This is a genomic window from Cellulophaga fucicola, assembly GCF_900119145.1.
Classification (GTDB): domain Bacteria; phylum Bacteroidota; class Bacteroidia; order Flavobacteriales; family Flavobacteriaceae; genus Cellulophaga; species Cellulophaga fucicola.
On record NZ_FPIY01000001.1, the window covers coordinates 1,168,621 to 1,183,436 of the forward strand.

Sequence of the window (14,816 nt, forward strand, 5' to 3'; positions counted from 1 at the left end):
TTTTAGATGATTTTTAAAAAACTTAGGAGCAAAAAATGGTTTAGTATAGCAACAAATATGTATGTACTTGTACTTACTGTTTTTGTTATTTGGATGATTTTTTTTGATACAAACTCGCTTTTTATACATAATGAGCTACAAAACCAGATTGAAGGTTTAGAAAAGCAAAAAGAGTATTTAAAAGATGAAATTGCCAAAGACAAAAAAATTATAGAAAAACTAAAAGATCCTAAAGAGTTAGAAAAATTTGCTAGAGAGCACTACTATCTAAAAAAGAAGAACGAAGAAATATACTTAATAGAATACCAGGACAGCCTTAAAACTAAAGAAGATGAGTAAAAAGAATTTATTTAACGATTTTTCAGCAGTTTCAACAAAGGAGTGGAAACAAAAAATTCAGGTAGATTTAAAAGGAGCAGATTATAATGATACGCTTGTTTGGGAATCTCCAGAAGGTATTAAGGTTAAGCCTTTTTACAACACAGAGGATATTGCTTCTTTTGTTACTAATGTTGCTACTCCAGAATGGAAAATTGGCCAGGCTATTTTTGTGCATAATGAAGCTGCAGCAAACAAAAAAGCCGTAAACGCTTTGGAAAGAGGTGCAGAAGATTTAATTTTTACTATTCCTAATGATGAAATTAAAATACATGTTCTTTTAAAAAATATAGACCTAAAACATAAAACAGTTTACTTTTGTCTACAGTTTTTATCATCAGAATATATTTCTAAGATTGAAGATTTTTGTAAAAAACAAACTACAAGCATACATTATAACGTAGATATTATAGGCAACTTAGCTAGTTCTGGTAATTGGTTTTACAACCTTACTAAAGACCATCAAGAATTAGATAAAATAGCTACAATTACCAACGCACAAAATACTATTGGCGTAAATGTTAGTACATACCAAAATGCTGGCGCCACAATGGTACAACAGTTAGCCTATGCAATGGCACACGCTAATGAGTACCTAAATCATTTTAAAAACACTACCATTCCTAACTTTACATTTACGGTAAGTGTTTCTGGAAATTACTTTTTTGAAATAGCAAAACTTAGAGCTTTACGTTTACTTTGGAAATCACTACAAACAGAATATAATACAACTGCAAACTGTACTATTTTGGCTGTGCCAAGCAAACGAAACAAAACCTTGTACGATTATAATGTAAATATGCTACGTACAACTACAGAATGTATGGCTGCTAGTATTGGTGGCGCAGATACCATTTGTAATTTAGCGTATGATGCCATTTACCATAAAGACAATGAGTTTGGCGAGCGTATTGCTAGAAACCAATTACTTATTCTAAAAAAAGAAAGTTATTTAGATGTAGTTACAAACCCTGCAGATGGTGCTTATTATATAGAATCTATAACGCATCAATTAGCAGAAAAAGCATTAGAACTTTTTAAATCGATAGAAGCAACTGGCGGATTTTTATCAAACTTAAAATCACATCAAATTCAGAAAAAAATAAAAGAAAGTGCTGCTAAAGAACAAGAGCTTTTTAATTCTGAAAAAGAAGTTTTGGTTGGTACTAATAAATATATAAACAAAGAAGACAAAATAAAAGAAGATTTAGAGTTGTACCCGTTTGTAAAAACAAATGCACGCAAAACTCTAATAATACCAATTATAGAAAAAAGGTTAGCAGAAACAGTAGAACAAAATAGATTAAAAGATGAGTAGAAAAGATTTACAACACTTAGAACTTAGTAAAGAAGACAGTGGTAAAAAATCTGACTCTTCTATTTTTAACACAGCAGAAGGTATTGCTGTAAAAAAAACCTACACAAAACAAGATTTAGAAGGTTTAGAACACCTAGATTTTGCCGCTGGTTTAGCACCAAATTTACGTGGTCCCTACTCTACTATGTATGTACGCAGACCTTGGACAATTAGGCAATATGCTGGGTTTTCTACAGCAGAAGAAAGCAATGCTTTTTACAGGCGTAATTTAGCTGCTGGCCAAAAAGGGTTATCTGTTGCTTTTGATTTACCCACACACAGAGGATATGATAGTGATCATGAGAGAGTGGTTGGCGACGTTGGTAAAGCTGGTGTTGCTATTGATTCTGTAGAGGATATGAAAATTTTATTTGGCGGTATTCCGCTAGATAAAATGTCTGTATCTATGACTATGAATGGTGCCGTATTACCAATATTAGCATTTTATATTGTTGCTGCAGAAGAACAAGGAGTAGCATTAGACCAATTGGCTGGTACTATACAGAACGATATTTTAAAAGAATTTATGGTGCGTAATACATACATTTACCCACCAACACCATCTATGCAAATTATTGCAGATATTTTTGAATACACTAGTAAATTTATGCCTAAGTTTAATAGTATAAGTATATCTGGTTACCATATGCAAGAAGCTGGTGCTACTGCAGATATAGAGCTCGCATACACTTTAGCAGATGGTTTAGAGTATATAAAAACCGGACTTAAAACCGGGATGGACATTGATACTTTTGCTCCTCGCCTATCTTTCTTTTGGGCTATTGGAATGAATCATTTTATGGAAGTTACAAAACTAAGAGCAGGCCGTATGTTATGGTCTAAATTGGTAAAGCAATTCAACCCTAAAAATCAAAAATCTTTAGCTTTACGTACGCATTGCCAAACTAGTGGTTGGAGCTTAACAGAGCAAGATCCTTTTAATAATGTAGCCAGAACAACAATAGAAGCAGCCGCTGCAGCTTTTGGAGGCACGCAGAGTTTACACACCAATGCTTTGGATGAAGCTATTGCATTACCAACAGATTTTTCGGCTAGAATTGCACGTAACACGCAAATATATTTACAAGAAGAAACCAAAATTACTAAAACCGTAGATCCCTGGGCTGGTAGTTATTATGTAGAAAAACTAACTGAGGAAATTGCGCAAAAGGCTTGGAAACTTATTGAAGAAGTAGACGAATTAGGAGGTATGACTAAAGCTATTGAAGCCGGTATACCAAAGATGAGAATTGAAGAAGCTGCTGCTAAAAAACAAGCACGTATAGATAGTAATGAAGATGTAATTGTTGGCGTAAACAAATACCAATTAGAGAATGAAGACGATTTACATATTTTAGAGGTAGATAATGAGCAAGTACGTAAACAACAAGTAGAAAGACTTGCACAAATTAGAGAAACCAGAGATACTAAATTAGTAACAAAAGCATTAAACAATTTAACTAAAGCCGCAGAAGCAAGTAAAAACAGTACAACTAGTAGCGGTCCTGATAAAAATTTACTAGCTTTAGCTGTAGAAGCTGCAAGACATAGAGCAACATTAGGAGAAATAAGTGATGCACTAGAAACTGTTTTTGGCAGACATAAAGCAAAAATACAATCATTTACAGGCGTGTATTCTAAAGAAATTAAAAACGACGAGAGTTTTAAAAAGGCATTGGCTATGGCAGATGCTTTTGCTGAGACAGAGGGTAGAAGACCTAGAATAATGGTAGCTAAAATGGGGCAAGATGGCCACGATCGTGGTGCTAAAGTTGTAGCTACTGGTTATGCAGATTTAGGTTTTGATGTGGATATAGGCCCACTTTTTCAGACACCAGAAGAAGCTGCAAAACAAGCTGTAGAAAATGATGTACATATTCTTGGTGTATCATCACTAGCAGCAGGACACAAAACATTAGTCCCAGCAGTAATTGAGGAACTAAAAAAACACGGCAGGGAAGATATTATGGTTATTGTTGGTGGTGTTGTACCTAAACAAGATTATCAATTTTTATTTGATGCTGGTGCAGTTGCAGTTTTTGGTCCTGGAACAAAAATAAGTGAAGCTGCTATTCAGATTTTAGAAATTTTATCAGAATAAATACTTCTGTTTTTTTTATTAAAACATATTGAAAATGAGTAAAAAAATAAGATTTAGAATCTATTTTTAACACTTAAAAAACAAAAGCAGCTATCTATAGCTGCTTTTTATTTGCAAACTATTAACAGCTTCGGTTTTATATAGTCGTAAAAAAGTGTATTTTTAGCCTCACTAAACTTACTATGACAATGGGCAAAATAATAGCCATCGCTAACCAAAAAGGCGGAGTTGGAAAAACTACCACCTCTGTTAATCTAGCCGCTTCCCTAGGCGTACTAGAAAAAAAAGTCTTGCTTATAGATGCAGATCCACAAGCAAATGCAACATCTGGCTTAGGCATAGATGTTGACAGCGTAGAGATTGGCACCTATGAATTGTTGGAGCATACCAAATCTGCTTCTGAGACAATTATGAAAACCACTTCTCCTAATGTAGACTTAATACCGTCTCATATAGATCTGGTTGCCATAGAGATAGAACTAGTTGACAAAGAGGAACGCGAGTATATGATGCGTAAATCTATTAGTCACCTTAGAGATGAATACGATTATATTTTAATAGATTGTGCACCTTCATTAGGACTTTTAACTCTTAATGCTTTAACGGCTGCCGATTCTGTTATTATACCAATACAGTGCGAGTATTTTGCACTAGAAGGTCTTGGAAAGTTGTTAAATACTATAAAAAGTGTTCAAAAAATACACAATCCAGATCTAGATATAGAAGGATTGTTATTAACTATGTTCGACTCTAGGCTAAGGTTATCTAACCAAGTAGTTGAAGAAGTTAAAAAGCACTTTTCCGAGATGGTTTTTGAAACCATTATTCAAAGAAACGTTAGACTTAGTGAAGCTCCAAGTTATGGAGAAAGCATTATTAAGTATGACGCAAGTAGTAAAGGAGCTGCCAATTATTTAAATTTGGCAAATGAAGTAATGAAAAAAAATAAGGAAAAAGTATAATAATGGCGAAAGCAATTAAGAAACAGGCTCTAGGCAGAGGTTTATCTGCTCTTTTAAAAGATCCTGAAAATGATATTAACTCTGCAGAAGATAAAAATGCCGACAAAGTTGTTGGTAATATCATTGAACTAGATTTAGAATTAATAGAGGTTAACCCTTTTCAGCCAAGATCTCATTTTAACGAAGAAGCTTTAGTAGAACTATCTACTTCTATTAAAGAGTTGGGCGTTATACAGCCTATTACTGTTCGTAAATTAGAGTTTAACAAGTACCAACTTGTTTCTGGTGAACGTAGATTTAGAGCATCTAAATTACTAGGTTTAGAGACTATACCTGCATACATAAGAATTGCTAACGACCAAGAGTCTTTAGAAATGGCTTTGGTAGAAAACATACAAAGACAAGACTTAGACCCTATAGAGATTGCATTGTCTTACCAAAGACTTATAGATGAAATTCAGCTTACTCAAGAAAAGTTAAGTGAGCGTGTAGGTAAAAAAAGATCTACCATTACAAACTATATGCGTTTACTAAAACTAGACCCAATTATACAAACTGGTATTCGTGACGGCTTTGTAAGTATGGGCCACGGTAGAGCTTTAGTTAATATTGATAAAAAATCTGATCAGATAGATTTATACGAAAAAATTGTAGAAAACAATTTATCTGTTAGAGACACAGAAAAAGCTGTAAAAGAACATCAAGAAGGCGGTAATACTCCTAAGGTTACAGCTAAAAAAGCTAGTAAATCTCCGGAATTTGTTAAAGAAGGTTCTCATAAGATTGAAAAACATTTAGACGCTAAAGTAGCTGTTACAGCAAGTGAAAAAGGAAAAGGAAAAATTACTATTTCTTTTAACTCTCCTGAAGATTTTGACAGACTAAAAAAACTAATTACTGGTGCTTAAAAACCTTATTTCTATACTAATTTTCAGCTTTTTTGTTACAATAGGCTGGTCTCAAGAGCCTGCAAAACCTAAACAAGAAAAAGATTCTCTTACCCAAGATTTAAAAGAAAAAGGCATTCATGTAGATGAAGTTCTTTTAAGTAATAATAGAAGAATAGACCCGCTTGCGCCAAGTAAAGCTGCTTTTTACTCTGCTGTTTTACCGGGTTTAGGACAGATTTACAACGGAGATGTTTGGAAAGTTCCTATTGTATATGCTGCAATTGGCACAGGTGTTTACGCGTACAGCTTTAACAACAAACAATACAATAGAACTAGAGATGCTTTTAAAAGAAGAAAAGCTGGTTTTATGGATGATGAATTTTATGCTTTTAACGGGCAAGAAATAGATCCAGGAAATCCTAGGTTAGATGATGATGATCTACAACGTGCACAAGAGCGTTACCAAGAAGACAGAGATTTATCTTTATTAATTACCATTGGTCTTTATGCTTTAAATATTATAGAAGCAAACGTAAAAGCACACCTTAGGCAGTTTAATGTAGACGACAATCTTAGTTTTAACATTAAGCCCTATTTAGAATTCAACACTATTACAGCAGAACCTAATTATGGTTTTGCTTTACAATTAAAATTTTAAGTATGAATATTGCATTGTTCGGTTACGGAAGAATGGGTAAAATGATTGAAGAGGTAGCCATAAACCGAAATCATACCATAGTTGCAAAAATAGATGCAAATACAGAAAATATAGACTTTTCTAAAATAGATGTTGCCATAGACTTTAGCTTACCTAGTGCTGCGTTTGGCAATATAGAAAAATGTATAAACAATAATGTTCCTATAATTTCGGGAACAACAGGTTGGCTAGACAAGTACAATGATGCCGTTGCATTGTGTAACGAAAAAAAGGGTGCTTTTATCTACGCATCAAACTTTAGCTTAGGAGTTAATATATTTTTTGAGCTAAATAGCTATTTGGCAAAAATGATGAAAACCTTAGATCAGTACGCTGTTACGATGGAAGAAATACATCATACAAAAAAACTAGATGCACCAAGCGGAACTGCAATTACATTAGCAGAAGGGGTTTTAGAACATTCTAAATACAAAGGTTGGCAACTAGACAAAGCAGATGAAAATCACATACCAATAGTAGCAAAAAGAATACCTGAAGTACCAGGCACACATACCATTAGCTATAACAGTAATGTAGACAGCATAGATATTACGCATACAGCACATAACCGAGAAGGTTTTGCGCTTGGAGCCGTAATCGCAGCCGAATGGATTGTTGGAAAAACAGGTGTTTTTACAATGAAAGACGTTCTTGAGCTTAATTAAAAGTTAAAAAATAATATAAAGTAGACTGTTTCGTAAAAAATAATTTAGTTTTAAAAAATACGACAACCAAATACAGTTGACTTAAACCCATAAATTAAAAAAATGAATATATCTCAGTGGATCATTTTTATCCTAATAGTACAAGTTATACACTTTCTAGGAACTTGGAAATTATACGTAAAAGCTGGCAGAAAAGCTTGGGAAGCAGCAATACCTGTATATAATGCAATTGTATTAATGCAAATTATTAGAAGACCTAAATGGTGGGTTATTTTACTGTTCATTCCTATTATAAATCTTTTAATGTTTCCTGTAATATGGGTAGAAACTATTAGAAGTTTTGGTAAAAACACACTTTTAGATACTTGGCTAGTTATCCTTACTTTAGGTTTTTACACTTATTACGTTAATTATGCTTTAGATGTAAAATACATAGAAGATCGTAGCTTGCACCCAACAACAGGTTTAGGAGAATGGGTTAGCTCTATTGTTTTTGCTATTGTTGCCGCTACATTTGTACATACTTATTTTATACAACCATATGTAATACCTACTTCTTCATTAGAAAAAACACTTCTTGTGGGGGATTTTCTATTTGTTAGTAAATTTCATTATGGCGCACGTACTCCTATGACTACAGTTGCTGCTCCAATGGTACACGATACGCTTCCGTTGCTAGGATTAAAATCATACTTAAACAAACCACAATTACCTTATTTTAGGTTACCTGGGTTTCAGAATATAAAAAGAAATGAAATTGTTGTTTTTAGTTGGCCAGCAGATACTGTTAGACAGTTTTTTGTAAGAGAAAAAGGAGTTCAAAAACCTATAGATAAAAAATCTAATTATGTTAAACGTTGTGTAGGCATCCCTGGAGATACATTATCTGTTGTAGACGGCTATGTACATATTAACGGCAAAAAAACCGTACTACCAGACAGAGCTAAACCAATGTTTTACCACGTTGTAACAACAAAAGCTCCTATAGACAATGCTATTCTTAATGTCCTTGGCCGTAAAAACTTTACTGGGTACACAGTTCGTATTCCTTTAGAAATTTTACAAAAAGACAAGGTTACCGAGTTAATGAACAAAGGCGCTAACTTAGATGAAATTAAAAGAGATTCGGCTTACGCATACTATGCTGGTAGCATTGGCGATAAACGAGTAAAAGACTATTTACAAGCTGAAGACGTAAGAACAATGAACTTGTTTAACCTTACTGAAGAAGAAGCTAAAAAAGCGACAAAACTATCTGCCATAGTTAGCGCTAAAAAGTTTAGTTATAAAAAACAGTCAACTAAAATATTCCCTCAGAATGCAAATTTAGCAGGTACAGAAGATAATTTTAGCCCTATATACATACCAAAAGCAAATGCTACAATTAGCTTAAATGCTAAAAACTTACCGCTTTATAAAAAGATTATAACAGAATACGAAGGAAATACGCTAGCACAAGCAGGCAACCAAATAACCATTAATGGTAAGGTTACAAACAAGTACACCTTTAAACAAGATTATTATTGGATGATGGGTGACAATAGACACCAATCTGAAGATAGTAGATATTGGGGATTTGTACCAGAAAATCACGTGGTTGGTAAACCTGTATTTATTTGGATGAGTATTGATGGTATTAATGATGGTTTTGCTAACTGGAAACCTCGCTGGAACCGTTTCTTTACTACAGTTGGTGGATCTGGAGAACCTGTTTCTTATTTAAAATATTTTCTACTAGCATTAGTTGGATATTTTGTTTTTGATTACTTTAGAAAAAAGAAGAAAAAAACAAGCTAAAATGCTAATTGATAAATAACAAAGGTGAAAATGTAAAACTAGTTTTTTATATTTTCACCTTTGTTAGCTAATACATATAACTAAACTAAAAAAATTATTTCACAAATGTCTATTCTACTACATCCTGGATATTTTTTAAATATTGCAAACTTTGTTACCATAGCTAATAATGATGTTTGTTGGGAAGTAAATGACAACTACCAAAAGCAAACCTTTAGAAACAGAACATATATTGCTGCAGATATAGGCAAACATATGCTTAACATACCTATTAAGCACGTTAACAAAAGTAAAGGCAGACAGAAGTACAAAGACATTAAAGTAGAAAACGATTATGCTTGGCAACGCCAACATTGGAGAACTCTAGAAACAGCTTATAGAACGTCTGCATTTTTTGAGTTCTATGAAGATGAAATTATTGCATTATATGAAAAGAAACACACCTTTTTATTAGATTTAAATCTGGAAACAACATCGCTTATCTGTGATTGCCTTCAAATAGATATGCCAACACAAAAAACCATAACTTTTGAAAAAGAACCTAGTGAACTTATAGATGGTAGATTTTTAATTTCTTCTAAAACCGACATCAAATTTAATCAAGAAAACTATTTTCAGGTATTTAATGATCGTAATGGTTTTATAGAAAATTGCAGCATTTTAGATTTGCTATTTAATGAGGGAACAAATGCTTTATCTTATTTAAAGAATCATTCTATAGATTTTAAAAATGCTTAGATTTTGTTTGCACTATGGCATACATTTTATTGTGCCAATCATAATAGGATACTTCTTTTTTAAAGAGCAACGAATAAGAGCTATTATTATACTCTTAGCTGCTATTTTAATAGACATAGACCATATTATAGCAACACCAATATTTGACCCTAACAGGTGCAGTATAAATTACCATCCGCTACATACATATTGGGCTATGGGAGTTTATTTAGGTTTATTATTTTTTAGAAAAACTAGAATTTTTGGCATAGCTTTACTACTACATATGTTAGCCGATTTTGTTGACTGTCTATTTATTAACTCCTAGCTTAAAACTAGCCATTACAGGGAAATGATCTGATAATTTTACATCATAATTCTTATGACTAGTAACTGCAATATTATCACTTGCTAAAATAAAATCTATACGAAGAGGATAATATTTAAAATTATATGTTCTACCATATGTTGTTCCTTTTTCATTAAAAGTATCTAACAAATCACCTCGTATAACTCTGTATACATTAGAATACTGATTGTTATTAAAGTCACCACAAACAATAGTTTTATAAGATGTATTTTTAATATGATTTTTAACTATTAAAGCTTGCTCCTGCTGTCTTTTAAAAGACTTTGTAATTCTACCATACAGTTTAGAAGATTCTTCATTAGAAATAGCCTCTATATCTGGCACAACCTTTAAAGACTCTAAATGCAAGTTATACACCCTAACAGTGTCGTTATTGCATAAAATATCTGCAAAACTTGCTATGTTATTGGTATGCTCAAAAGGTAATTCACCTGTTTTTAGTATTGGATATTTAGAATATATACCCTGTATAGCCTTACTTACATTATAATCTGGCGCAACAAAACTATAGTTATAATTTTGCTTTAATTGCTTGTAACGTATTCTACTAAATTCCTGTATGCAAACAATATCTGGATCTTCCTTTAATACAAAGTCAATAATTTTATCTCCTATAGTGTTATCACTAGACCATTCGTTTATATTAAAACCTCTGGCGTTGTAAGTCATCACTTTTAAATCGTTCTCTTTTGGCTCTTCTTCAGAAAAATTAAATTTTATAAATAAGTCAACTAAAAAGTAACCCAAAACAAGGACAAATGCAGACAAAAAAACTCTCTTGTTTTTAGCTAATAACCAATAAAAACAGAAGATAATATTAACCAAAACCAACATTGGCAAAGACAAACTAAAAACCGATAAAAACGGAAGTAGTTCTACAGAAACGTATGGTGCTAGGTAAGAGATACAAAGTAGTAGTGCAAACAAATAATTGAGAACAAATACAATTCTACTAAAAAATGATTGCTTTTTCACTAGTCTTCTTTACCTGCTATAAATAAAAAGTCTTTTTCTTCTTTTGATAAGCTCTCATAACCAGACTTGCTTATTTTATCTAAAATAGCATCTATTTTACGTTGCTTATCAACCTTCTTTCTATCTATTGTAGTCGTTGTTGTAGCTGTAGTTTTTCTAGGAGCTGTATTTCTATATACCGTTTTCATAGGTGCTTTTTTCTCTCTGCTAAACATATTTGCTACAGAATCCATAAACTTACCAAAACCAGCACCAATATCGTTCCCTTTTAACAACTGTTTGGCATATAAAAAACCTAATGCTGCCCCTCCTAAATGAGATAACATTCCGCCTACATTCTGCCCAGAAGATAATCTTAACAAATCCAAAGCAACTATTACAACACCTAAATGCCATAATTTTATATCTACTATTAATAGTCGTACTGTTTGGTTAGGCAAGTAAGCACAAACAAAGATTAGAATTGCTGTTACACCCGCAGATGCGCCAATTAGCACGCCATTTTCATTTATTAAAGCCGGTAATGTATTATATCCCAACATAAAAAGGAGTCCGCCCGCTATAACACCCAAAAAGTATACGTTCAAGAATTTTTTAGGGTCAAATAGATTTAGAAAAGTTCTTCCAAAAAAGTACAACATTAACATATTCCAAAAAATATGACCAAAGCCGCTATGAAAAAAAGAATAAGTTACTAAAGACCAAGGCTGTAGTATAAAATCTCCTAAATTTTCTGGAAGTTGAAACCATACAGTTATGCTTGGCAACCTAAATAAGTTGACTAGAATTAAGCTAACAAGATAAACAATAACATTAATTGCTATTAACTTTTCTACTATGCTTAACCTCGCATATTGTTGTTTTAAATCTCCTCTCATTTTTAATCCCAACGCTTATTATTAAACTGATTCTTTTTCCAGTACCACATCATTATAAATCCAAATATTGCGCCACCAACGTGAGCAAAATGTGCAATTCCACCACCAAATAAAGAATATCCAGTTACTCCAGAAAATAAATCTATTCCTATTAATACAGGAATAAAATACTTTGCTTTTATAGGAATTGGTAAAAATATCATCATTAATTCTGCATTTGGGAACATCATACCAAAAGCAACCAAAACACCATATATAGCTCCAGAAGCACCTACAGCCGGAGTATAATATGCACTTAAAAAATTGTCTATTATACTTTTTGATTCGTAGCTATACCAATTTACATTTTGCCCTTCTAACAAAGCATTCATTACTTGCTCTTTAGAAATTCCTGAATTTACAATAGCATCTAGGCCTTTATTAAAGTAGTAATAATTAACTCCTGAGTGAATTAACGCCGCTCCAATACCTGCCGAAAAGTAGAAAAATAAGAATTTCTTTTTTCCCCATATTTGTTCTAAAGGTGTACCAAAAGCATACAATGCATACATATTAAATGCGATGTGCATAAAACCACCGTGCATAAACATATGCGATACCAACTGCCACAATTGAAAGTTCTCATTCTCTGGAAACCATAATGAAAACCATTGATACATCTGATCTCCTAAAACCTGAGTGGCCAAAAAGAAGATTACATTAATTATAATTAAATGCTTAATAACATCTGTAAGTCTACCCATTATATAAATTTTTTATCAATATCATTTTCTGTTATAGTAACATAAATTGGCTTGTTAAACGGGCTAACCATAGATTCTGTACAAGCAAACAAATCGTTTACCAACGCTGCCTGTGATAGCTTATCTAAAACATCTCCTGTTTTTACCGCCAATGACTTACACAATGCTTTACTTAATACATCTGCCTGTGAAAAGCCATCTGCACCAACATTTTGCTGACAATCTGCCATTAATTCGTCAAAAATAGAACCCACTTCTGCCTCTGCAACCATTGGTGGTATTCCGTTTATTTCTACAACACTTTCACTTATTTCACCAAAAACAAAACCCATTGTGGTTAAATTGTCTTTAATTTCATTTAATATATCTATTTCTGATAAAGAAAAAGACAACTGTATAGGAAATAACAACTGCTGACTTAAACCTTCATTTAAAGTAACAGTTTTTAAAAATTTCTCGTACAATACACGTTGATGCGCTCTTCCTTGGTCTATAACAACCATACCAGACTTTATTGTTGTTACAATATACTTTCTTTTTAATTGAAAAGTAATTGCTGCAGTATCTAAATCATCATCAGAATCATCAAAAATTGACTTTGTACTAACTTCAGATTCAAAACTTAAGTTTCCAAAACCTGAAGATTTATCTTCCCTTGACGGTGTTTCTACATACAAACTCTCCCAACTTTCTGTACTAGGCTTTTTATATGATGAAAAAGACGAAGTAGCCGATTTTGGAGAACTACTAGAAGTAACTTTGGTTTCTTCAGCAAACGGATTAAAAGTAGAATCTACAGTTACTTTTGGTAGTACTGCATTTTTATCTTTATAACCGTATGGTGTTTGTAAATTATTGTCGTGCTCAAAATCTAGCGTTGGTGCTACATTAAACTGTCCTAAACTATGTTTTATAGTAGACCTTAAAATTGCATATAAAGTTTGCTCATCATCAAACTTAATTTCTGTTTTAGTAGGGTGTATATTTATATCTATTGATGATGGATCTACTTCTAGATTTAAAAAGTATCCCGGATGCATTCCAGGCTTTATTAACCCTTCAAAAGCAGCTAAAACAGCATAATGTAGATAGTGACTTTTAATAAATCTGTTATTCACAAAAAAATACTGCTCTCCTCTACTCTTTTTAGCAAACTCCGATTTACAAATAAAACCAGAAACCTTTACAACTTGAGTTTCTTCTTCTACAGGCACTAATTTTTCGTTCGATTTTTTCCCAAATATATTTACTATACGCTGTCTAAAATTAGACTGCGGTAAATTAAATAATTCACTACCATTATTGTAATAATTAAAAGCTATTGATGGGTGTGCAAGTGCAACTCTATGAAATTCATCTGTTATATGACGAAGTTCTACCGAGTCTGACTTTAAAAAGTTTCTACGAGCAGGAATATTAAAAAACAAATGCTTTACAGCCAAAGATGTTCCCTGTGGCGTAACTACAACCTCTTGAGATTTAATTTCGCTACCCTCTATTTCTATAACAGTACCAATTTCTTCGTCTGCCGTTTTTGTCTGTAAGTCTACACGTGCAATTGCCGCTATTGAGGCCAATGCTTCTCCTCTAAAGCCTTTTGTGTTTAGATTAAATAAATCTTCAGCACTTTTTATTTTAGACGTAGCGTGTCGCTCAAAACTAAGTCGAGCATCTGTAGCACTCATACCCACACCGTTATCTACAACTTGTATTAGTGACTTGCCGCCGTCTTTAATAATTAATTTAATAGCTGTTGCTCCTGCGTCTATTGCATTTTCTAGTAGTTCTTTAACTACAGATGCTGGTCGCTGAACAACTTCACCCGCTGCAATTTGGTTTGCAACGTGGTCAGGTAAAAGTTTAATGATATCTGCCATTATTTTATGGAGAATATTGAAAGATCAAAATCTATAATGTATAAAAAAGCAAAAAGTAGAATACCAATAATAATGGCCATTCTAATTTTCATATTTCTGTCGCCCTCTTTACGTAAATCTGAAAAAGCGTTTCCAAATTTACCTTTTATGCCTTGTTTTGGGCCAACAGTTGTACGGAACTGATCTAGCTTATGCTGAATTTTATACGGGTTACCTTCGCCTTTATCGTCAAAGTAACGAGGCTGATAGTCGTACGACCTATTCTTCCGTAATCTTGTGAATTTTCCCATAATAACTAGATTTTCAAAGGTACTTAAAAACACAAAAAATAGCACAGATACTGTGCCAAAACTTGTTAACAAGTCAAATAGTCCTAAAAGAAAAAAAGTAAATCAAAAAAAATACTCCT

At 32.8% G+C, this 14,816-nt stretch carries 15 protein-coding genes; 10 read left to right on the top strand and 5 right to left on the bottom strand.

Annotation, left to right across the window (positions count from 1 at the left end; all coding sequences use genetic code 11):
* Positions 1 to 6: 6 nt before the first annotated feature.
* The 10 genes from BT107_RS05100 (at position 7) to BT107_RS05145 (ending at position 9,892) form a co-directional block, all read left to right on the top strand.
* Positions 7 to 339, top strand: a complete 333-nt coding sequence (locus tag BT107_RS05100) for an FtsB family cell division protein (protein ID WP_072302662.1) — start codon at positions 7 to 9, stop codon at positions 337 to 339.
* Positions 332 to 1,696: a methylmalonyl-CoA mutase subunit beta gene (locus BT107_RS05105; RefSeq protein WP_072302663.1), complete on the top strand. Its 1,365-nt coding sequence runs from the start codon at positions 332 to 334 to the stop codon at positions 1,694 to 1,696. The genes BT107_RS05100 and BT107_RS05105 overlap by 8 nt, the downstream gene beginning before the upstream one ends.
* Complete coding sequence (scpA, locus tag BT107_RS05110; RefSeq protein WP_072302664.1) at positions 1,689 to 3,836, top strand: methylmalonyl-CoA mutase; 2,148 nt, start codon at positions 1,689 to 1,691, stop codon at positions 3,834 to 3,836. Before BT107_RS05105 ends, scpA begins: the two co-directional genes overlap by 8 nt.
* A gap of 188 nt (positions 3,837 to 4,024) precedes the next feature.
* Positions 4,025 to 4,798 carry a ParA family protein gene (locus BT107_RS05115; RefSeq protein ID WP_072302665.1) on the top strand — a complete coding sequence of 258 codons (774 nt, stop codon included), beginning with the start codon at positions 4,025 to 4,027 and terminating at the stop codon, positions 4,796 to 4,798.
* A gap of 2 nt (positions 4,799 to 4,800) precedes the next feature.
* Positions 4,801 to 5,706 carry a ParB/RepB/Spo0J family partition protein gene (locus BT107_RS05120; protein ID WP_072302666.1) on the top strand — a complete coding sequence of 302 codons (906 nt, stop codon included), beginning with the start codon at positions 4,801 to 4,803 and terminating at the stop codon, positions 5,704 to 5,706.
* Positions 5,699 to 6,346, top strand: coding sequence for a DUF5683 domain-containing protein (locus BT107_RS05125; protein WP_072302667.1), 648 nt, complete (start codon positions 5,699 to 5,701; stop codon positions 6,344 to 6,346). The genes BT107_RS05120 and BT107_RS05125 overlap by 8 nt, the downstream gene beginning before the upstream one ends.
* A 2-nt stretch (positions 6,347 to 6,348) precedes the next feature.
* A complete protein-coding gene (dapB, locus tag BT107_RS05130) occupies positions 6,349 to 7,050 on the top strand; it encodes a 4-hydroxy-tetrahydrodipicolinate reductase (protein ID WP_072302668.1) in 702 nt (233 codons plus the stop codon).
* A 102-nt stretch (positions 7,051 to 7,152) separates the two neighbouring features.
* The gene (lepB, locus tag BT107_RS05135; RefSeq protein WP_072302669.1) at positions 7,153 to 8,847 is read left to right on the top strand and encodes a signal peptidase I; all 1,695 of its coding nucleotides are present in this window, start codon (positions 7,153 to 7,155) and stop codon (positions 8,845 to 8,847) included.
* 105 nt (positions 8,848 to 8,952) lie between these two features.
* Positions 8,953 to 9,585, top strand: coding sequence for a WbqC family protein (locus BT107_RS05140; protein WP_072302670.1), 633 nt, complete (start codon positions 8,953 to 8,955; stop codon positions 9,583 to 9,585).
* Positions 9,578 to 9,892 (top strand): DUF6122 family protein, encoded by a 315-nt coding sequence (locus BT107_RS05145; RefSeq protein ID WP_072302671.1) that lies wholly within the window; start codon positions 9,578 to 9,580, stop codon positions 9,890 to 9,892. Before BT107_RS05140 ends, BT107_RS05145 begins: the two co-directional genes overlap by 8 nt.
* Here BT107_RS05145 and BT107_RS05150 read toward each other — a convergent pair.
* The 5 genes from BT107_RS05150 to BT107_RS05170 are packed head-to-tail and all read right to left on the bottom strand — an operon-like array spanning position 9,875 to position 14,697.
* Complete coding sequence (locus BT107_RS05150; RefSeq protein WP_072302672.1) at positions 9,875 to 10,909, bottom strand: endonuclease/exonuclease/phosphatase family protein; 1,035 nt, start codon at positions 10,907 to 10,909, stop codon at positions 9,875 to 9,877. The genes BT107_RS05145 and BT107_RS05150 overlap by 18 nt on opposite strands.
* The gene (locus BT107_RS05155; protein WP_072302673.1) at positions 10,909 to 11,787 is read right to left on the bottom strand and encodes a rhomboid family intramembrane serine protease; all 879 of its coding nucleotides are present in this window, start codon (positions 11,785 to 11,787) and stop codon (positions 10,909 to 10,911) included. Before BT107_RS05155 ends, BT107_RS05150 begins: the two co-directional genes overlap by 1 nt.
* 2 nt (positions 11,788 to 11,789) lie before the next feature.
* Positions 11,790 to 12,530, bottom strand: a complete 741-nt coding sequence (locus BT107_RS05160; protein ID WP_072302674.1) for a rhomboid family intramembrane serine protease — start codon at positions 12,528 to 12,530, stop codon at positions 11,790 to 11,792.
* The gene (gene mutL / locus BT107_RS05165) at positions 12,530 to 14,407 is read right to left on the bottom strand and encodes a DNA mismatch repair endonuclease MutL (protein WP_072302675.1); all 1,878 of its coding nucleotides are present in this window, start codon (positions 14,405 to 14,407) and stop codon (positions 12,530 to 12,532) included. Before mutL ends, BT107_RS05160 begins: the two co-directional genes overlap by 1 nt.
* Complete coding sequence (locus tag BT107_RS05170) at positions 14,407 to 14,697, bottom strand: riboflavin synthase subunit beta (RefSeq protein ID WP_072302676.1); 291 nt, start codon at positions 14,695 to 14,697, stop codon at positions 14,407 to 14,409. Before BT107_RS05170 ends, mutL begins: the two co-directional genes overlap by 1 nt.
* Between the last annotated feature and the right edge of the window lie 119 nt (positions 14,698 to 14,816).

Coding starts and splice junctions, on each gene's coding strand:
- BT107_RS05100 (WP_072302662.1), top strand. CDS start 7: ATGATTTTTAAAAAACTTAGGAGCAAAAAATGGTTTAGTATAGCAACA.
- BT107_RS05105 (WP_072302663.1), top strand. CDS start 332: ATGAGTAAAAAGAATTTATTTAACGATTTTTCAGCAGTTTCAACAAAG.
- scpA (WP_072302664.1), top strand. CDS start 1,689: ATGAGTAGAAAAGATTTACAACACTTAGAACTTAGTAAAGAAGACAGT.
- BT107_RS05115 (WP_072302665.1), top strand. CDS start 4,025: ATGGGCAAAATAATAGCCATCGCTAACCAAAAAGGCGGAGTTGGAAAA.
- BT107_RS05120 (WP_072302666.1), top strand. CDS start 4,801: ATGGCGAAAGCAATTAAGAAACAGGCTCTAGGCAGAGGTTTATCTGCT.
- dapB (WP_072302668.1), top strand. CDS start 6,349: ATGAATATTGCATTGTTCGGTTACGGAAGAATGGGTAAAATGATTGAA.
- lepB (WP_072302669.1), top strand. CDS start 7,153: ATGAATATATCTCAGTGGATCATTTTTATCCTAATAGTACAAGTTATA.
- BT107_RS05140 (WP_072302670.1), top strand. CDS start 8,953: ATGTCTATTCTACTACATCCTGGATATTTTTTAAATATTGCAAACTTT.
- BT107_RS05145 (WP_072302671.1), top strand. CDS start 9,578: ATGCTTAGATTTTGTTTGCACTATGGCATACATTTTATTGTGCCAATC.
- BT107_RS05155 (WP_072302673.1), bottom strand. CDS start 11,787: ATGAGAGGAGATTTAAAACAACAATATGCGAGGTTAAGCATAGTAGAA.
- BT107_RS05160 (WP_072302674.1), bottom strand. CDS start 12,530: ATGGGTAGACTTACAGATGTTATTAAGCATTTAATTATAATTAATGTA.
- mutL (WP_072302675.1), bottom strand. CDS start 14,407: ATGGCAGATATCATTAAACTTTTACCTGACCACGTTGCAAACCAAATT.
- BT107_RS05170 (WP_072302676.1), bottom strand. CDS start 14,697: ATGGGAAAATTCACAAGATTACGGAAGAATAGGTCGTACGACTATCAG.